Consider the following 18583-nt stretch of genomic DNA (forward strand, 5'->3'; position numbering starts at 1 on the left):
GAGAAGAATAACATAAACTCCGAAAGGAAAAAGAATTTAGTGACGAGGTAATCAGAAAAGAGGAAATGCTGATAGATTTATCGGATATTAAAACTCCTCATGACGAAAAATCGGTAAGTGCAAAAGTAGGATAGCCATTTTTAAGGCTTAAATCGAATTTAATTCTTTGATTTACAAACAATTAGTTTGCTTGAAAAAAACGGAATTGAAGTTAATGAAGAAGATGCTGCGGCAATACTGAATTTTGTATACCTCATGGCCAAGATTCATAACAAAAAAAATGCGCTTATGGATAGAAAGATCCTTAAGGAAAAATCGAACAAGTCAAATATTCACTCAGCGCATGATTAATAAGCCTTTTTAGACTCAAATTTACTTTGGTGTAGGTTAACTAGTTGGAAAATGTCGGACTGGTAATGGGGGAGGTGTAACTAATTGATATATATTGGTTATGGTTATAAAAAAAGGAAACAACAAAAATATGTTGTTTCCTTATGGAATCAAGCGGCAATATGTCGAACTTTTATGAGCATTATGATGCGATTGTAAATTTTGAGAATTTGGTTAATAATCGTGGTAAGGGTGAATATCGAAAGAAGAAGTTATAGCTAGATATGTTATTATAAAATCTGAGTGAGTCAAGGTAATTTTGCTCCTTCATTTTCCTAAGTTTAGGTTATAATATGAAAAATTTGTAATTTTAGTTATTATGTTATGAAAAATTTGTGATATACATAGTTGTATCGGTTTTTTACTCGAAAAATTTGTAAAGGTCCATTTATGATTTTTTGTAGAAACTGCTTTTATAGTATGAAAAATTTGTGTTAATGCTACATTTTGAATCGTTTAGTAAGAAAATTTTGTAATTAAATCTATGGATAATACAATACCACTACATCTTCAGGAAGTTATTTTTTCTTCAAGTAATCCAGAGATCAGCCGATCGATCGGCAAACTGACCAAAAGTGGTGAGCTTAGAAAGATCGCTCCGAGGATTTATACTCCAAATTTTGATGAAGATCCAGCTGAAATCATCAGGCGCAATATTTTTAAGATCATAGGTCAATTATATCCTGGGACTATCTTAAGTCACCGTTCCGCTTTAGAATATAAACCTACCTCAACCGGGGATCTTTTTCTTACTAGTTCCCATAACAGAAAGATAGAATTACCAGGAGTGATCCTTAATATTATGAAAGGGCCTGGCATTTTATCAGGGGATAATGTTTTTAGCGGACAGCTTCATGTTTCCCAACAGGCAAGGGCATTGCTTGAAAATCTCCAGTCAAGTAAGAAGGTTGGGGCAACATCAAAAGCGCTCGCTTTAACTGAAATTGAGGAACGTCTTGATCAGGTAGTCAGAATAAAAGGTGAAGAAGGTCTGAATGCTTTGAGAGACAGGGCAAGAGAGATCAGTGTTGAACTGGATATGGAAAAGGAATTTGAAAAGCTAAATAGGATGGTCAGTGCTATGCTGACCACAAAGCCTTCTGATTTTTTGACCTCACCAGTCGCAATTGCAAGGGCATTTGGCCATCCTTACGATCCATTGCGTTTGTCCCTTTTTGAAAAATTGTTTGTAGAATTGCAACAAAGGGAGTTTGCTGACATCCCGGAAGTAAATACTTCTATTAAGGCATTCCGTAATTTTGCTTTTTTTGAAGCGTATTTTTCCAATTTTATTGAAGGCACTAAGTTCAAAATTGAGGAAGCCAAGCAAATCGTCGAGACAGGGAAGCCGCTTCCGGCCAGAGACGAAGATTCGCATGATGTTCTGGGTACTTACCAAATCGTTAGTAACAAATCAGAAATGAGTATCACTCCGGAAAATCCGGATCATTTGCTCCAAATCCTGCAATATAGACACAAGATTATACTCAGCGCTCGTCCGCACAAAAATCCAGGAGAATTTAAGGATAAAAATAACCGTGCTGGTGATACCGAATTCGTTGATCATAAACTGGTAAGGGGAACACTCACACAGGGGTTTGATTTTTACAGAGGGCTGCAAAGCTCTTTCGCGAGGGCCGCTTATATGATGTTTATGATCAGTGAAGTACATCCTTTCTTAGATGGAAATGGTAGGATAGCCAGAGTGATGATGAACGCAGAGTTGGCAAGCGTGGGACAGTCTAAAATTATTATTCCTACAGTATATAGGGAAGACTATCTAGGGGGATTAAGACAGTTGACACGCAGACAAGAGCCCGATACATATATTAGGATGCTTCAACGTGCTCAGCTGTTTAGCGTAACTATCAACGGTGAGGATATGGATCGAATGCAAAATGTTTTAACTGAAAGCAATGCTTTTAAAGAAGGGGAAGATTACATCCTTCAAATCGTTAAATCTCAGCGGATACCATGGGAAAGCGAGGAGGAGGATCAAATGCCTCAACGTCGTATTGGGCGCTAATAACTGACTTGATGCCTTTAAGTTAAAGTGATAAATAAATAGTATTTCTTTGATTTAATGCGAATTATTTCAGCCATTTAATCAATCAATTCGGGTATGTAAAACAAACTGTGTCAATCTAAAATAATGCTTCTCAAAAAAATCTAGTTCAAATCTAATATCATTCTATCAGGAAACCAAATGGCAAGTTTCTGAGCAGTTGTAGCCCAATTGCTCAGAGGCATAGTCCATTTCTGGCTAATGTTCTTTTGCGCCAGATAGATCAATTTCAGCAACGCCATATCTGAAGTAAATGCACCCTTTGTTTTGGTGACTTTTCGAACCTGTCGGTGAAATCCCTCAATAGTATTTGTGGTGTAAATGAGTTTTCTGATTGCAGCATCATATCGAAAATAGGCGGTGAGTTTGGACCAGTTTCTTCTCCAGGACTCCAGTACCTTTTCATATTTCTTGCCCCATTTCTCATCGAGCTCATCTAGCCTCAGCTCTGCCAGCTCAAGGGTTTCAGCTTGATAGACAGGCCTCAAATCTTTCATGAAGGCCTTTTGATCTTTTGATGCAACATATTTTAAACTATTCCGTATCTGGTGAACAATGCATGTTTGTATTTCCGTTTGCGGGTAAACGGCATTGATTGCTTGTGGAAATCCATTCAGGTTATCAATGCAGGCGATTAGAATATCCTTAACTCCCCGGTTCTGTAAATCGGTAATTACGCTCAGCCAAAAATTGGCACCCTCGCTCTGAGAAACGTACATTCCTAAAAGTTCTTTATGTCCGTGACGGTTTATTCCAAGTATATTGTAGACAGCATGTGAAACCATTCGGTGATCTTCTTTTACTTTGTAATGCATAGCGTCAAGCCAAACGATTGTGTAGAGCTCTTCAAGAGGCCTAGATTGCCATTCCTTTACCTCGGGTATAATCTTATCGGTAATAGCGGAAAGTGTTGTATGACTGATATCAGTATCATACATATCCTTAATATGCCTCGAAATATCCCGAAGGCTCATCCCAAGACCATACATGCCGATGATCTTACTCTCCAGGCTCTCAGCCAGAATGGTCTCCCTTTTACGGACGATCTCAGGCTCAAAAGTGGAGTTTCTATCGCGGGGAGTCTGAATTGAGATTGTCCCAACGGAGGTTTTGATGTCCTTCGAGGTCTTACCATTTTTCCGGTTACCTGAAAAACGCTCATTCTCGTCAAGGTGGGTTTCCATTTCTGCCTCAAGGGCAGAATCAAGAAAACTTTTAAGCAAAGGAGCGAATGCACCATCTTTGCCATACAAGGATTTACCCGAACGCAATTGCTCAAGGGCTTGTTGTTTCATTAACTCATAAGCGAGCTGTTCTTCTCTCGTCATAATAAACTGTATCTAAAGTTAGTAATTTAACTTTTGACACAGTTTATTTTACATTCTCATCAATTCTATTTTACCATCATTATATTCAGCTATCATTTTATTATCTGAAGCTCTTCGGTAAACCAATGGCTGATTGCGGGAAAATATGTTTTCCCTAATATTCATTTCTTGCCATTTTTTATATTCTTCTTGAAGCTCGGGGCTCATTTCCCAATAGTCCTTTTTGAACTTATCAGGCTTTTTCCCATATTGCAATTTAATTTCTGTTTCCATGTCGCTAATATTTAGATCATTTTTTAATCCCTTATGGTTAAAAAGTACATCCACTCGTAACTTAAATTTTGGTCGCTCTTAAAAACTGAAAAGTAGCCTCTCAATATTCTTAGTGCGGTTAAACATTGCCAAACCAAATATAATGTAATTTGTTTGGGGTAGACAAGAATCTCGGATAAAACAAATATCGAAATTGATTTGATCAAAGAAGGTTATGTTAGGCAAATCCAGAAAGTAAATTAGAGTTCAATAACTTCTTAATCTCCAACTGTGGACAAGGTGCTCAATGATGTTGTACTACATGATAATGTAAGAAGTATATTTTTCTAAAAATCCAATGAGAGAATTAAATAAGATTTCTCATTTTCTGATCGGAAGTGATTTTAGATTAAACAAAAGACATTAGGGAGTTAGGATGGAATGTAGAAAAAGTCCTCTAAAGTATAAAAGCCCATCTTTCGATGAGCTTTTTAATCAGTAGGGTCGAGGCGCAATTTGTCGACCCTATATGACCATTGTGAAGCAATAATTCATTTTGAGAAATCAGTACTTACAAGAATTGAAGGTCAGTATCGAAAGAAGAAGCAATAGTGATTTAAAAAACCTTTTCATAGGAAAAATGAATGGCTAAAATTAGCCATTCACAAAAAAATTAGACTTTATTTTCCAAGCATTTGTGACATTCCGAATTACAACCGATTCTGGCGGAACTGCCATGAGTACCCGCTGTCTATTCAAGCTTTTGGAAGATAAATTACATAGATCTCATTCGTTATCATTGACACTTAAATTTAAGGATTTTCTTTATAAATGAAGTTCATTTGGTTCTCTGCCCTTTTGATAGGTGATAGGGGTGATGTTGTGGTTAATTGAACGGTCATGGAAAAAACGTTCAGTTATGCTAAACATTGTAATCCCATAATAAAGTCCCGCTCTTTCTTCATTCTTTTCACTTTTCGTGAGATAGGATCTCACTCCTTATTATCGCATTTTGTCGGGGCGAAGGAATTGAAGAACCTTGATGAGGAGATAACTTGCAAATATTTTTTTAGATTTGCATCGAGAGCGTTAATAAGCGGGGTTAAAGTAGGAATGACTTTCCTCCGATCCTTTTTATTGTCGAGATCTACTTCTCTATTAGAACAGACATAAAAATTTTGTGCGTTGTAATTTGATATTTAACTAATGTTCTTTAATCTGTAACTTGTACTTCGGCCACCACTTTCCTCCTGTTCGAGTACACCTTTTTTTACCAGGTCCTGTATATCCCTTAGTGCAGTATCTGTAGATGTTTTGGTGATTGTCGCCCATTTGGAAACATTTAGTTTCCCAAAAAAATTGTCAAGCAGGACCTGCAGCATTTTTTGCTGACGCAGATTGAATTCCTGTCCGCTATGGTTTTCCCAAAACCTTGCTCGTTCTAAAATCCTGGATATGGTTTGCTCTGTTTCCTCCATCGAATGATAAAGACAGTCAAGGAACCATTCCAGCCAGGGTGTTATATCTAGCTCACCTCGCTGAGTGGATTCTAAGATCTCATAATAGCCCTTCCTTTCTTTGAGTATTTGGGCCGACATGGAATAAAATCTTTGCCTGCTTTTATCTGCACGAGCCAGTTGCATATCGGCAATAGCTCTCGCGATACGCCCATTTCCGTCATCAAAGGGGTGAATGGTTACAAACCAAAGATGCGCTATCGCTGCCTTGATCACCGGGTCCAGTTCCTGCTGATCATTCAGCCAGTGTAAAAAGCCGTCCATCTCTGGTGGAACTTTTTCTGCGGCAGGGGCTGTAAAATGCACCGTTTCCCGTCCCATTGCACCCGAGACGACTTCCATTGGACCGTCTCTCCAGTCGGCCACCTTTATTTTATACATGCCGCTGCGTCCGGTTGGAAAGAGTGCCGCATGCCATCCGAAAATTCTGTCCTGACTGAGGGGTTGGTCGTATCTTTGGGTAGCATCAAGCATCATTTCAACCACACCTTCCACATCCCGCTCGGTAGTTACAGTACCCGCAACCTCTATACCTAAACGCCTGGCGATAGAAGACCTAACCTGTTCCTCGCTGAGCAGTTTACCTTCAATTTCACTAGATTTCACAACATCTAAAGTCAATGCCTGAAGCATCGCTTCTTCCTGGATCTTGAAACCAAATGCCTGCATCTGACCTAAGATTTTGCCTTGCCTATGCCTGACATCGCCTAATTTTGCGAAGAGTTTCTCCCGGTCCCAGTTAAAATCTGGCCACTTTTCTCGCTGATGAATAAACATAATTACCGCATTTGTGCGGTGAATATAGGGTTTAATTACCGCATATTAAAATTTTATCCATTTTTTTTCGGTGAAGAGCGTTACTAATCGCCTTATTTTTGCGGTGAATAAAGGTTCTATTTACCGCACAGCATAAAGTTAATTTATGGTGTTTGAGAAATGGACTAAGACAATATTTACCATTTCCATAGACTTCTCAGGTCATGCATTGGTATAGTCGATGAGCAGCGCCAGTTAAATCATGGATCCGAAATAGATGTTTTCAGTGGAAACGCAAATTTGGATATAGCGGATAAAAAACATCTTGTGCAGCTCTTCCCGCCTGAACATATAAATTTACTGACGGGAGATGTTTCGTTCAAGTCAAACCCGGCACTCTCAAAAATATTAGAAACCAAGAACGTTGTTTAAGTATATGAATTTTATAGAAAGGAAAATTTCAAACAGAAAAGCTATCTCTATTTTGGCCAAGAGTGGGATTGAGGTTGAAGATCACGAAGCTGACATCATCTTGGATTTTCTTTACCTAATGGCAAAGAACTATACCAAGAATGATAAAGTGGAAAATGACCGGAACCCAAAGGAAAAATCGAACTTGCTAAAATCCATCAAGAAGAGTGAACAAATAGCATTTTTAGACTGATTCACGTAAGAGTCTAAGGAGGTTTTTTACTAATTGTCGAACACCCGTTGGCCAAGCTGTAACAATTTGGTTATCAGGTTTTTATTGGCATAAAAAAGGAAATACCATGCTTTTGGTATTTCCTTAAGTAGAGTTAAGCTTCAATAGGTCTAACTTTTATGACGACTGTGAAGCAGTGGTAAATTTTGAGAAAGCACTAGCTAATAAAGTTGAAGGGCAGTATAGAATGAAGAAAAAGCTTTAATTCTGAGTTACTATCACACTGTCATTTCATTATCAGTTAAGTTTTTTAGTGCCTAACCCCAAACCTTAGCAGATTCGGCATCATAATAAAAAATTTCAAGATCACCAGTGCTTCGCCTCCCTTTTAGGGCCTCTGCCGCTGCGATAATACGCTGATTATCTAATGTGTCTGGATTGCCGTAGATACTTACATAAAGGCTCTTGGCCTTGCCAGAGGCAATTTTTTTAAGTATATGATCATCGTTGTCCGTAAAAGAAACCCCAAAGGTAAATAGGCAATTGCCACCTCCACGTGTTACCACCTCCATGGTCTTGCTGAAGCTTTTATAAGAGTGATAAAGGTATCCGCAATGTGTAATCTTCTCCAACTTCTTTTCACATTCTCCTTCCGAAACAAACAATGGGAACCGTCCTTCAGACAACGCCTTTCTAGCTTGGTCAATTAATGGTATATTCTTATCATTCCACGTAAATTTTTCAAGAAAGGCACCATTGTCGTAGAGGTGCAACGCACCATGAAGATAGTGGATGTTCTGTTGATGGGCAGTTGATTCGCCTTGCCAAGTAAGGTAGTCGGACACATTGAACTCGCCATTCTGAAAATCCGTATCCCTGCCAAAACCATCCAATGGTTTCTGCTCTATCAGTTTATTCTCCATTCCATACATTACTGTCCAATAAAGTAATAGATCGTAGTTGAAAGAATATACCTTGCCTTTGTGGTCCATGAAGTGCCGAAGAAAATTGATGCAATGCATATACTTGCTCTCCTCAATTTCTGATGGAAATGCAGGATGGTTCTGAGCCACTGTCGTGATTAGCAGTTCCTTTAGCTTAATAGCATCCTCACGCATCTTTTGCGCAATGTCTATATGCCCATTAAGGTATATAGGCAAAGCAACGCTAGCATTTTCTAGTGACCTAATCACTAGCTCAAAATCCATGGTTCCTAGTTTTTCAAAAAGAAGTTTTACTTCAGGGATTTCTGAGAAATCTGCACGGTCGTAAAGTGAAGTGTAGGTAAATATGCTTGGTATACAGGCTATACTAAATCCATTTCCCAGCAGCAGGTGCCGGGAAGCAAATCTCCCGGATTCTGTTAAAGCCTGCTGAAATGTCAAAAGTTTAATCTTTATCATGACTTCGATTTTTTGTTTAGGATAATTTCAGAAATGATGTAGCGTAGTTTATCCTTTAAATCATAATCTATATCCAATTCTTCTGCCTTTCTGCACATTTCCAACAATTTGGCAAAGTTCTCTAGAGTATTGTTGATGCTCTTACTGAAAAGGTCTTTCACATTTTTCATGCTCTTGAGTTCGGTTTTACTGTTCTCTAGCCTGAGTAGAATCTGCACCCTTAGTTCGTCAGGAGTTTTGATTCCCTTTACCTTCTTAAGTTCATCAATGAAGTCATCTGTACTATGTATAACATCTTTAGAGTCCTTTACCATTGCAAGCACCCTGTCAGCTTTTGTATTGTGAGGTATGACCAATTCGTTTTTGTAATCCGATTTTGAATCAGGAAAAATGTAGAATCCCCTCGATTCTTGAATTCCTACCTTAACTATGTTAAGGAACTTGAATGAGGCATTTCCAAGGTCATTTGTCGTTACTACTGTAGATGAACTTACTTTTCCAAAGCCTTCCGCTTCTTTCAGTATTTTACTTTCTACAATTACCTCAAGCTTAGATGCGCTCAAAGCAGCGCTCGAAATAGCATAATTATCACCTGGAAAATCCTTCATCATCTGATGGAATGTTAGCATAGAGACAACAAACGCAAAATCAACTCCATATTCGTTATACTGGTTAACAGATGTGATTCCCCTCAAAAAAAGTTCCCCATCGTTCTCTATCAAACGATAACTTCTGGGTTTGCCTGGGATCTTTGCTTCGGCAGCCTGGTTCTTAAAATATTCAATATTGTATCTTACAAGTTCAAACTGTTTTCCCTTGTACAAATGATTGGCATACTTCGCCATCTCATATTGGTTCAGGAACATATTTTTTGCATCATAAATGGCAAAAGCCTCCAGGTCATTGATGATTTCTCCGTCTTCATTTACGCACTCGTCGAAAACAAATTTTACGGGCGTACCAGCAATACCCTCGACCTCGATTATCTGCTCCACTAGGGAAATATCCTTTCTGGTTGCCTGGATGTTAAAACGGCTGTTTTCCCTAAGAATTTTTGTAAGGCGGTTATAGACTGTATCGATGTGGTCAATAAGAATGAATTCATCCCCTATTTCTTCCGTTCCGAAAGTCCTTTCAATATTTTCCCTATACGGGTGCTCTTCGACCAAGGTCATCAAACTTTTGACCCTCAATCGATGTTTACTATTTGACTCGTTCAAAAAAAGCGAGTTCTGACTAAATCTCTTCGTCATTTTTAATTGTTTTTAAGGTTAAAACGTCCTGCGTTCAAGTTAACTTGATGCGAGCGATTACAGTAAATCATCTGACTGTTGAGGCATAGTTCAGATCCGCCTATGTGGTCGAAAGGAAGGGAATGAAAAAAATATAAAATGATTTTTGCGTTTGATAACTTTTTATATTTTTGTACGTGCTCACTAACACGATATCATCTTTCCTTGAGTTTTCTTTCGGCACAGATGAGTAAATATTTTGGGGCTCGGGATGCGTCAACAGCCCGGCCCTTTTTACTTCTCTCCCTTTTTTTTCTAACTAGTATCCATCTTTATATTTGCTAATGTTTGGGTTTTAAGATTGAATTTTTAATTGCTCAATTTCTTTAATGATTTCTTCGATTGTTTCATCCATTTCCGAGCCTGCTTTTAAGTGCTCATTTGGAAATTCTTCCTTCAAATAACGCATGAATGCATAATAAACTGGTTTTAGGATCTGTTTGTAATCGACTGCTTCGGAATGGAAAAGTTGCTTAACCAAATTATATTGTTGTTTCGCAATTAATCTGATAAAATATGTAGCAAGTGCAGCTAAGAGATCTTCTTTATAGTCCTCATTATCGCCTTCTAAGCTATCAGAAATCCTTTTTTGGCTTTCATTGAGTGCTACCACAGAATCTTGAAATTTATCATTCCATATTAGCAATTTACAGTATTCAAGCAACTTTAACGGTTCAGTAAATGGGGCCATTTTATCTTCAAATAATGTCAAAATAGACCTTTTTCTGTCCTCCAGCCCATCATGGAAAGCGACATTAGCCAAACAAAGCAACGATGTGCGCTTGCCCATTTCAAAGGATTTGATAAACATATTTTCGGCCTTATCAAAAACTTTAATGTCCTGGTAATAATGTGCAAGCAAATGTGCCGCATCCTCATCTCCCTGCTTAACACCTTCATTAAGTACTTTTAAAGCTTCCTTAACATTTTTCTCAGTTTTTAGCAGATATCTTCCCAAGGCATAATGCGCATGTTGTTGTTTTTTCACCACCGCCTTTTCGTATAATTCTTTGGCCAAAAGCTCATTACCTTTAGTGGCAGTAAGATAAAGTTCTCCCAGTGCAATGAGCGCATAATCTTCTCCTAATTCAATCGCATTTTTAAGGCTTGCAATCGCTCCCTCAATATCGCCTTCTTCTTGTTGAAGAACTGATAGATTTATGTATGCACTTGTTACCCCTTTTTCAACAGCAATCAAGCTAAGCCTTTTAGCCTCAGGGAAATTATTGTTTGAGAAGTGAATGGTTGCAAGTCCCATTATTGAATCATCTATATCATGTTTTATTGCCAACTCATAATATTCTATGGCCTTAGCTTCTTGATGTTTTACGAAATAATATATCTGCCCCAGTCGGAATGCTGCTTCGAAATATTGCTTTTCCAGGGCAATCTCATAATAATGAATAGCTTTAGTATTATCTGACAATCTCCTTTCATAGATGTCGGCGAGCGTAAATGCAGTTAAACTATCTTTTTTCTCTTCCAATATCCATTCTAAATTTTCAACAGCTTTCTGATATTCTCCCTGATTGTAATATATCCAATATGAGTAAGTATGATACAAAAGCCCTTTATCTCCCATTTCCTCCAATGCGATGATTGCGGGTCTATATTTTTTCTTCTTTACCAGTTCCTTTATTGTTTCAAACCAATCATTTTGTGATAATTTGAGGTCACTTATAAGGGCTTTTGGCAATGCAGATTTTGTCGTTTTGAATAGTTTATATTTATCCATTGCCGACACATTTTTACATGAAAGAAAAGTGTTGACCATATCGATCGCTGCAATATTATCATATTCGCCATCGAGCAAATCATTGATATAGTGCAGCACGCGTTCCGAAAGTTCGCTTTTGTTACACCATGCATCGTAAAATCGCACGAGCCAAAGGATATTCTCTCTATCTTTTTTCTTGCCAAATCGCATCAAATACCATATGTTCAAAAATCGGTCTTTAAGGCGGTAAAGGTTGTTTTTAGTCTTAGTGCTAATCCTTTCAATTACTTGGTTTCTGTCCAGCATATTTAGAATGGAGGAGATGTGTTTGCTCTCCATTCTCGAAATCCCTGCAATTTCCTTTACGGATATTGCATCCCAATTTCTTGCGATGATGTCTATTACTTTTTGTTGCTGTGCCGAAAGTTGATCCAGCTCTGATTTATATAAGAATGTAAGGTCATCTAACAGTCTATACAAATCTTTGATTGCTTTCCCATTAGCGTTATCTAAAAAGATTTGATATAAGTAAGACATCATTCTTGGATTTCCTCCTGTCAGTCTACGTAGGGATTCGATCCTTGTAGCACTTCGCCTTAATAGCAACTCTATCTTTTCTGTTTCATTTGATTGTTCAGCTATCTTGAGTAACAACTTGAAAGTCTCGTTCTTGCTAAGGCCATTTAATTGTATAATCTTGAAGAAGTCGTAAAAAGGGTCTGTATAATTTATTATGCCTTCAAAATAAGTGGTAGAGGAGCCGATGATTCGCAAGTTTTTTGAAGTTGTCAAAACTTCTCTTAATCTTTGCTGACCTTCTTTGCCAAATTTTTTCAAAAGAACATCTACATTTTCAATAAAGAGCACGACCTTTTTGCCGTTTTCTTTTAAGGATTTTTCCAATAGATCGTACGCCTTTTCCTCGTCATATTTATTTCCAACAAACGCTGACTGAATTGATTTGGACAGACCTTCAAACCCATTTATTTCGTTCAATTGCTCTGCTAGTGTTTCCCACAGATTTATTAAATCGGTTACGTGGTATTGTTCCTCACTGAGCATTATTGGCAAAATATTGCCTTTCAGTTCGTTATCATCTTCAATCGCATACTTCAGGCGATAGAGTAAAGTGGTTTTTCCAGCCCCTCTTTGTCCAATAATCAGATAATTCTGTTCTGGCTTATCGCTCTGAGATAATTTCAGCTCATTTAAAATATTATTAAACACTTTTAATCGGACTACAAATCCTTTTACTAAGGTGCTTTTTCCTTGGTTTCCTGTGTTATTTCTGAGTAAGATCTCCATAATACTAACATTCGTGGTTTTTCCACCAATTTTTCAATATTGGTGAGTTGAATTTATATAGGGTATCGGTTTGATTGATGATGTAGCCATCGTATCTTAGGGCATCTAATAATCTTCTTGTTTGATTTTCATCCAAAATTCCGGTAGCAAGATTAATTACTTCGTTTTTTTCCATCGTTGACTTATTCGCTAGTGTACAGAGAAAGATGTGTATAAATTCTCTTTCCTTATCGGTGAATACCCGTTTCAGACGCTTTACATAATGCTCAAAATGATGGTCATTACGCTGCTCAAGTGCAGTAGTGAAAGCACGATCTATTACACCATTTGTGATTTCATCTCCTACCGAAATCTCAGTAATAATCTCGTGAATGATCAGTTGAAAATAAAAAGGTATTGTCCATTCCACGCTTGCGATAAGGTGATTCAGTGCATCTGAACCAATAGAATGTCCGTAAGTTTTTAGAACAGAGGTGACTAGTCCTTTAGATTCTGTTTCGTTTAGTGGATTGACTGGGATTGCTGGCAGGTCATTTATCAGAGAAGATGAATCTAAATTCCCTACAGTTAGGTTGAGACTGTTAGAGCCAGTATATATAAACTGCACCTTTCGACTTAGATTTGCATTGTTGCGAAGCTCTCTGTTAGATTGAAGAAATTTTTTAGCTTCAGTAATGTCCCCTTTATTTTCTTCAACGATATTTAGGATCACTTCTGGGAATTCGTCAATCATCAAAACAAGCCTGTCTTCGCCCATATCAAGTCCCAATAATAGGTTTAAAAGCTCATCTTCATAATCTATTTCCTCCGCTTCATTAAAGTCAATTCCGGAACCTGCAATTTTGACGCCTTTAAGTCTATTCAAAAATGTATTTCCAGCGGACTTTAACTGCTCGAAAAACTTCTTTCCTCCACCAACAGCATCGCTTTTGATGATTTCTTTATATAGTTTTCTATAAAAATCATTCTTTGTTCTTGCACTTTCTACTTGAATATATAGATGGAGAAATCCCTTTTCTGGATTGTCCAAAAAATAATACAATATCGACGACTTGCCAACTCTTCGTGGGGCAGCTATTTGTAAATTTGCTCCTGCAGCTAGATTTAGATTAATCCGTCTAATCTCTTTTTCTCGCATGTAAAAATCTTCTTTAGAGGCTATTTGGCCAACAATATTTTTCATTTAACAATTTTTTCGTTGTCAAATATAATAACAATTTTTTTATTGCCAAAATATTTGACAATTTTTTTATTGTCGACTTTCGGTTGTGATTTGTTACACCTATAATAACTGTTTGATGTATCTAATCTTCTATCCAAACCATTGTGAATGGTCATTCTGTCGATTTAAAAATCAATTATTTTTTAAAAATTTGGTTTTTTAAAATAGAATATTAATTAAAATAACATGGAAAATATGAACGAATCGGAATTAAGCCGACTGAATGACCTTACAATCGACGAGGTAAAATCCTTTAAGATTTTTTCTAACTTCTCAGACAAGGAGGCCTTAGAGGTGGTACAGACAATTAAAAGGTTTGCGGAAATTGTTTATTGTGATTACTTAAAGAATAATATTGATGATGAAAGTGGAACGTAAATAGTCGAACCTTAATCGATTGATAATCAGTATGTAGAAAAAAATGTAGCAGACTGGGTTAACCAAATAGGAGTTGAACCTATATTTGTCTTATTATCAGATATTTACAGTTTATTTCAGAATAGTTGGAAAACAAAAAAAGCCTTGAATGTGTCCGTTTTCATTAGAAAAGTTCGACTTTCAAGGCTTTTGCCGTTTTAGTAGAGTTAAGCTTCAATAGGTCTAACTTCTATGATGATTGTGAAGCGGTGGTAAATTTTGAGAAAGTTTTAAAGGATAAGGTTGAGGGACACTATCGTAAAAAGAAAGATTACAGAAAAAGGAAAGAGTAGTTTTTGATGCGCTTTTTTAGTATCGAGATGAGTGATTGAGGTTTTACTAGTTTTGTGACGGTTCAGGGACAATGTTATGTGATATCTTGATTTGTTCCGATTGAATTGAAAGGTAGGTATGCCTCACTAGTTCTTCCATGTATTAGTATTTTAATAAAGTAGGGCTTGTCTTAAGCGATAAAGTTGATAGCTAACACCGCCTACATAAAATATTAAGATACTCAATAGCACAATCTGTAAAATTGGTTCATCGGGGCCGTTGGCAATAGGGTGACCAATAGGTATACGGGTCAAGGTCTCTACTATAGCTGGAATTAGGGAGAAAAATAAAGTGCTTGATATAGCGACTGTTTGCACATACAAACTTTTGGTGCCAAAAATACTTTTTGCGAAATATGATAAAAGGAATAATCCTAGTATTAGGATTGCGAATATGTGGCCAATCGTATAATGGCCACTTTTCATTATAGGTAAGGAGGTTAGACAGGCAATTATAGTTAGATAAATATATGCCTTTCCTGATGTAGATTCGGGCTTGATTTGCCCGTAACGGACTAAAGCATAAGCTGCGGGTACGAGTGCTATAATGCTGATTACCGTATGGATTATTCCAAGTAACGAAAGTTGATTTTGCATGATTCTATTGTTTATTATAAGATTTTGATAAGCCACGTCTTTGTAAGGGCTTTCCTTTGTTGTTGTTGTTTAATGTCTATAGTTCTATTGTCTCTCCGTCTTTCAGTCTTCTTATCTTAATACCCTGTTCTACTCCAGATTGATCTAAAACGTTCTCTAGGTCAGGAAATTGAGTATAGGCAGGCGCATTATGAAACTGGGCGTAATGCATAGGTACCAAAACTTCAGCGCCAAGAATGCGTGTAGCACTAACTGCCTGAGCTGGTGTCATTGTACCGAACATTCCCGCTGGAGGGTTAACACCGGGCACTACGCCAATAACGCCATTAACAGGTAGGAAGGCTGCATCGAATGGCCCGTATTTTTTGGCAATAGGCCACCAGTAGCCATGCCAATTAGTATCTCCACCATGTATTATGGTGTGCTTGCCATCACTTATTATATAAGAGACCTGTTCATCTCCTATCCAATCAACGGCCGGTACTGCTGTTACCCTGAAATCGCCAGCCATAAAGGTTTCGTACAGTTTTACGTCGCTAACATCGAGCCCGTCTTCTTTTCCTGCATTTTTAACGGCACTTGGCCCCCAAATATCACCTTTGCTGCCAATCAGTTCGCGTAGCAGTGGTAAATCAAAATGGTCTTGGTGAATATGCGTAATCAATGCACTGGCAATTAAGGTTTTTGCAAAAGGCACAGAAAACACTGGAAATTTGGGTTCTCCTAAGAAGGGTGCCATGTGCGTCACATTTTGCAATGGATCAATATAAATAGAGGTCGTAGTACTTTCCAGTAACAAACCCGCCCATGATAATCTTGTAATTTTCATTTGATTAGATTTAATGTTGTAAAAAAACACCTGTCTTCGATCAACTAAAAGGCAGGTGTAGTGAAATTACTTCAGATATGATTTTAACTGGGCAGAGGCTTGGATAAACAAATCCTTAGTTTGCGGCAAATCTGCCAATGGATTTAGCAATCCGAAGTCATGGATTACACCGTTATATCTGACAGTTGTGGCTTTAACCCCTGCTTCGGACAACTTTCGCCCGTATGCTTCGCCTTCGTCACGCAATACGTCGTTTTCAGCAATTTGTATCAGCGTTGGAGGCAAACCTTTCAATTGTTCAGTGGTAGCTAATAGTGGGGAAACGTGAATGTCGTTGCGTTTTGAGTGATCAGGAACGTACAGATCATAAAGTTGCTTCATAAACGGAATGGTGAGAAAACGGTCTGCACCAAATGCTTTCATTGATTCAGTAGTAAAATCGGTATCAGTAGTAGGCCACATCAATACCACTGTTTTAATTTCCGGGCTTTTACGTTCTTTAGCCATGATCGATAAAACAGCAGCTAAATTTCCTCCTGCGCTATTACCTACAACCGCTAATTTTTTACCATCAACATTGATCTCTGATCCATGTTCCGCAACCCATTTGGTAGCTGCATAAACTTCATTTATCGCTGTAGGATAAGCTGCTTCCGGAGTTCTGGTATATTCTACAAATACGCCTGCTGCACCTGACCCTAATACCAGATCTCTAACCATACGTTTATGGGTAGGATAATCTCCAAGTATCCATCCACCGCCATGAATAAACATAAATGCTGGTAATGTTTCTTTAATCCCTTTTGGACGCATGATAAATATTTTTACCGTGATACCGTCTTGGGTAATTGTTCTCTCTGATTCGCTAACCTGAGAATAATCGAATTTAACGCTTGCTTGCGCATCTTCAAGTACTTTACGAGCATCCTTGGTAGAAAGTGTTTCTATTCCCGGACCTCCGTGGATTGCTTTAAGGAAAGTTTTGACTGCGGGTGTTAAGTGTGGATCAGTAGCATAATCTTGCACCTGGGCACTAACTGTAGAGATGCCAGTTGTTAAAAGGATTCCTGCAACGAGTGCGGCTACTTTATTGCCTGGTACTTGGTTTTGAGTTTTCATTGTATTATTTTTTAATATTTATGTCGTTATTGACAATACAAAGATGGGTTAGAACCAAGCGCCAAAAAATGGATATCCTTCCCGAAGAATTGGCGTTTTATCCTTAAATTAAATTATCTGACTGGATTAGGATTATTTTTGGCGCTTCTGCCCAAGAGGAAATATCATTTGTACTAAGTATATTAAATTGAGGATTGGTGCCTCCCAGCTCGCCACAGCGCTTGCTGAAAACCACAGTGGCGATTTGATAATGACGAATAACATAGGAGCACAGGATACAGGGCTCCATATTTGAATAAAGAATAGCACCTTTGCAATCATAATTTTTGGCTACAGCATTCAAAATCGCCACCACTTCGGCATGTCGGGTAATATCTTTTTGTTGCACGCTTTGCTCATAGCCCTCACCAATAACTGCCCCGTTTAATACAAGTACACTCCCAACGGCACTTTCCCCTTTATTTTTTGCAATCAAGGCAAGTTCAACGCAGCGGTTAATATAGTAGTTGTGTTTATTCATGCTTATGGCTAATTCTAACTAGTTCCTCTTAAAATCAGAGATGTTTTGTTTAGTGGCGTTTTTAAAGAAACGACTAAAGTGAGCGGCCTCACTAAAACCAAGCTCATAAGCAATCTCCTTTGACGACTTACTCGTATAATAAAATTGGCGCTTAGCCTCACTAATAATCCGGTCATGAATGATCTGTAAAGGTGAACGGTAATTATACTGTGCAAATAAATTTGATATGGTTTTGGGAGAACGGTTAAGTGCACTGGCATAAAACTGTACCTGGTGCTCTGTTTTGTAATGTTGGTCCACCAAAAGGTTAAATTGTCTGATCATATCAAATTTTTGATCTTCCAATGTTCTTCCATTCATATACTGGTCTTTGGCCAGCCTGGTTGTAATGTTGATTAGTTGCTTCAATAACATCTGCAGCATTTCGGTCTGTATGCTATCTCTGGTACTGAATTCATCCATAAACATTTGCCGAAGGTTAGCGATTTTATTGTGATGAATTTTATCCAAGTGCAGAAACAAATTACCGGAAAAACCAAAGAACATTACGCTGATACAGCTGATTTCGTGAGTGGCATCTTCAAGGCAAATAAAATCCCGATTATATTGAAACATTGTTATTTGTTCTGGTTTATCGAATTGAAAAACTTCACGCGATACCATTGGGAGCACATTTTGGGATGGAAAGTCAAATGTAGCCCCATTGATTACCATTCGCTGGGTTTCACCGGTATTAAAAGCGATCGTTAAGAGTTGTTCCTTTTCAGTTTTCTCTTCAAAAACTTTCCCTAATACAGGCTCATGATGTATAAGTATAAGCTTCCCTTTGGTTTTGGGCACAATATGTTCTAGTAGCATTTAAAATAGGTTATTTCTTGG

General features: G+C 37.8%; 15 protein-coding genes. 3 read left to right on the top strand and 12 right to left on the bottom strand.

Annotated elements, in window-relative coordinates; translation table 11 throughout:
• The first annotated feature begins 874 nt into the window (after nt 1-874).
• Complete coding sequence (locus AC3ITD_RS00290) at nt 875-2416, top strand: Fic family protein (RefSeq protein WP_489363079.1); 1542 nt, start codon at nt 875-877, stop codon at nt 2414-2416.
• A 143-nt stretch (nt 2417-2559) separates the two neighbouring features.
• On the opposite strand, the gene AC3ITD_RS00295 is transcribed toward AC3ITD_RS00290, so the two are convergent.
• From AC3ITD_RS00295 to AC3ITD_RS00305, 3 genes are all read right to left on the bottom strand, one after another.
• Entirely contained in the window at nt 2560-3783 is a 1224-nt protein-coding gene (locus AC3ITD_RS00295; protein ID WP_489363080.1) for an IS256 family transposase, read from the bottom strand.
• A 48-nt stretch (nt 3784-3831) separates the two neighbouring features.
• Nucleotides 3832-4056 (bottom strand): hypothetical protein, encoded by a 225-nt coding sequence (locus tag AC3ITD_RS00300; protein WP_489363081.1) that lies wholly within the window; start codon nt 4054-4056, stop codon nt 3832-3834.
• Nucleotides 4057-5234: 1178 nt separating this feature from the next.
• Complete coding sequence (locus AC3ITD_RS00305) at nt 5235-6329, bottom strand: Fic family protein (protein WP_489363082.1); 1095 nt, start codon at nt 6327-6329, stop codon at nt 5235-5237.
• Nucleotides 6330-6744: 415 nt separating this feature from the next.
• Between AC3ITD_RS00305 and AC3ITD_RS00310 the strand changes: the two genes are divergently transcribed.
• Nucleotides 6745-6972, top strand: coding sequence for a hypothetical protein (locus AC3ITD_RS00310; protein WP_489363083.1), 228 nt, complete (start codon nt 6745-6747; stop codon nt 6970-6972).
• A gap of 296 nt (nt 6973-7268) precedes the next feature.
• Here the strand turns inward: AC3ITD_RS00310 and AC3ITD_RS00315 are convergent, their stop codons facing one another.
• The 4 genes from AC3ITD_RS00315 to AC3ITD_RS00330 all read right to left on the bottom strand — a co-directional run bounded on the left by AC3ITD_RS00315 (nt 7269) and on the right by AC3ITD_RS00330 (nt 13851).
• A complete protein-coding gene (locus AC3ITD_RS00315) occupies nt 7269-8354 on the bottom strand; it encodes a DUF4917 family protein (protein WP_489363084.1) in 1086 nt (361 codons plus the stop codon).
• Nucleotides 8351-9529: a hypothetical protein gene (locus AC3ITD_RS00320; protein ID WP_489363085.1), complete on the bottom strand. Its 1179-nt coding sequence runs from the start codon at nt 9527-9529 to the stop codon at nt 8351-8353. The genes AC3ITD_RS00315 and AC3ITD_RS00320 overlap by 4 nt, the downstream gene beginning before the upstream one ends.
• Nucleotides 9530-9941: 412 nt before the next feature.
• The gene (locus tag AC3ITD_RS00325; RefSeq protein WP_489363086.1) at nt 9942-12668 is read right to left on the bottom strand and encodes a tetratricopeptide repeat protein; all 2727 of its coding nucleotides are present in this window, start codon (nt 12666-12668) and stop codon (nt 9942-9944) included.
• Between the two features lie 4 nt (nt 12669-12672).
• Entirely contained in the window at nt 12673-13851 is a 1179-nt protein-coding gene (locus tag AC3ITD_RS00330; protein ID WP_489363087.1) for an ATP-binding protein, read from the bottom strand.
• A gap of 234 nt (nt 13852-14085) precedes the next feature.
• On the opposite strand from AC3ITD_RS00330, the gene AC3ITD_RS00335 reads away from it, so the two are divergent.
• Complete coding sequence (locus AC3ITD_RS00335; RefSeq protein ID WP_489363088.1) at nt 14086-14268, top strand: hypothetical protein; 183 nt, start codon at nt 14086-14088, stop codon at nt 14266-14268.
• A gap of 482 nt (nt 14269-14750) precedes the next feature.
• Here AC3ITD_RS00335 and AC3ITD_RS00340 read toward each other — a convergent pair whose 3' ends face one another.
• The 5 genes from AC3ITD_RS00340 to AC3ITD_RS00360 form a co-directional block, all read right to left on the bottom strand.
• The gene (locus tag AC3ITD_RS00340; RefSeq protein ID WP_489363089.1) at nt 14751-15236 is read right to left on the bottom strand and encodes a hypothetical protein; all 486 of its coding nucleotides are present in this window, start codon (nt 15234-15236) and stop codon (nt 14751-14753) included.
• Nucleotides 15237-15312: 76 nt separating this feature from the next.
• Nucleotides 15313-16065 (bottom strand): MBL fold metallo-hydrolase, encoded by a 753-nt coding sequence (locus AC3ITD_RS00345; protein ID WP_489363090.1) that lies wholly within the window; start codon nt 16063-16065, stop codon nt 15313-15315.
• Nucleotides 16066-16131: 66 nt separating this feature from the next.
• Nucleotides 16132-17184: an alpha/beta hydrolase gene (locus AC3ITD_RS00350; protein ID WP_489363092.1), complete on the bottom strand. Its 1053-nt coding sequence runs from the start codon at nt 17182-17184 to the stop codon at nt 16132-16134.
• 103 nt (nt 17185-17287) lie between these two features.
• Nucleotides 17288-17704 (bottom strand): nucleoside deaminase, encoded by a 417-nt coding sequence (locus tag AC3ITD_RS00355; RefSeq protein ID WP_489363094.1) that lies wholly within the window; start codon nt 17702-17704, stop codon nt 17288-17290.
• 18 nt (nt 17705-17722) lie between these two features.
• Nucleotides 17723-18562, bottom strand: coding sequence for a helix-turn-helix domain-containing protein (locus tag AC3ITD_RS00360; RefSeq protein WP_489363096.1), 840 nt, complete (start codon nt 18560-18562; stop codon nt 17723-17725).
• Nucleotides 18563-18583 lie beyond the last annotated feature (21 nt).

It is taken from the genome of Pedobacter sp. KH_004 (assembly GCF_057840755.1).

What these genes read in the sequence shown, in the direction of transcription:
- AC3ITD_RS00350 (WP_489363092.1), bottom strand. Translation starts at nt 17,184, where the DNA reads ATGAAAACTCAAAACCAAGTACCAGGCAATAAAGTAGCCGCACTCGTT.
- AC3ITD_RS00290 (WP_489363079.1), top strand. Translation starts at nt 875, where the DNA reads ATGGATAATACAATACCACTACATCTTCAGGAAGTTATTTTTTCTTCA.
- AC3ITD_RS00320 (WP_489363085.1), bottom strand. Translation starts at nt 9,529, where the DNA reads ATGACCTTGGTCGAAGAGCACCCGTATAGGGAAAATATTGAAAGGACT.
- AC3ITD_RS00325 (WP_489363086.1), bottom strand. Translation starts at nt 12,668, where the DNA reads ATGGAGATCTTACTCAGAAATAACACAGGAAACCAAGGAAAAAGCACC.
- AC3ITD_RS00345 (WP_489363090.1), bottom strand. Translation starts at nt 16,065, where the DNA reads ATGAAAATTACAAGATTATCATGGGCGGGTTTGTTACTGGAAAGTACT.
- AC3ITD_RS00305 (WP_489363082.1), bottom strand. Translation starts at nt 6,329, where the DNA reads ATGTTTATTCATCAGCGAGAAAAGTGGCCAGATTTTAACTGGGACCGG.
- AC3ITD_RS00360 (WP_489363096.1), bottom strand. Translation starts at nt 18,562, where the DNA reads ATGCTACTAGAACATATTGTGCCCAAAACCAAAGGGAAGCTTATACTT.
- AC3ITD_RS00355 (WP_489363094.1), bottom strand. Translation starts at nt 17,704, where the DNA reads ATGAATAAACACAACTACTATATTAACCGCTGCGTTGAACTTGCCTTG.
- AC3ITD_RS00295 (WP_489363080.1), bottom strand. Translation starts at nt 3,783, where the DNA reads ATGACGAGAGAAGAACAGCTCGCTTATGAGTTAATGAAACAACAAGCC.
- AC3ITD_RS00335 (WP_489363088.1), top strand. Translation starts at nt 14,086, where the DNA reads ATGAACGAATCGGAATTAAGCCGACTGAATGACCTTACAATCGACGAG.
- AC3ITD_RS00300 (WP_489363081.1), bottom strand. Translation starts at nt 4,056, where the DNA reads ATGGAAACAGAAATTAAATTGCAATATGGGAAAAAGCCTGATAAGTTC.
- AC3ITD_RS00315 (WP_489363084.1), bottom strand. Translation starts at nt 8,354, where the DNA reads ATGATAAAGATTAAACTTTTGACATTTCAGCAGGCTTTAACAGAATCC.
- AC3ITD_RS00310 (WP_489363083.1), top strand. Translation starts at nt 6,745, where the DNA reads ATGAATTTTATAGAAAGGAAAATTTCAAACAGAAAAGCTATCTCTATT.
- AC3ITD_RS00340 (WP_489363089.1), bottom strand. Translation starts at nt 15,236, where the DNA reads ATGCAAAATCAACTTTCGTTACTTGGAATAATCCATACGGTAATCAGC.
- AC3ITD_RS00330 (WP_489363087.1), bottom strand. Translation starts at nt 13,851, where the DNA reads ATGAAAAATATTGTTGGCCAAATAGCCTCTAAAGAAGATTTTTACATG.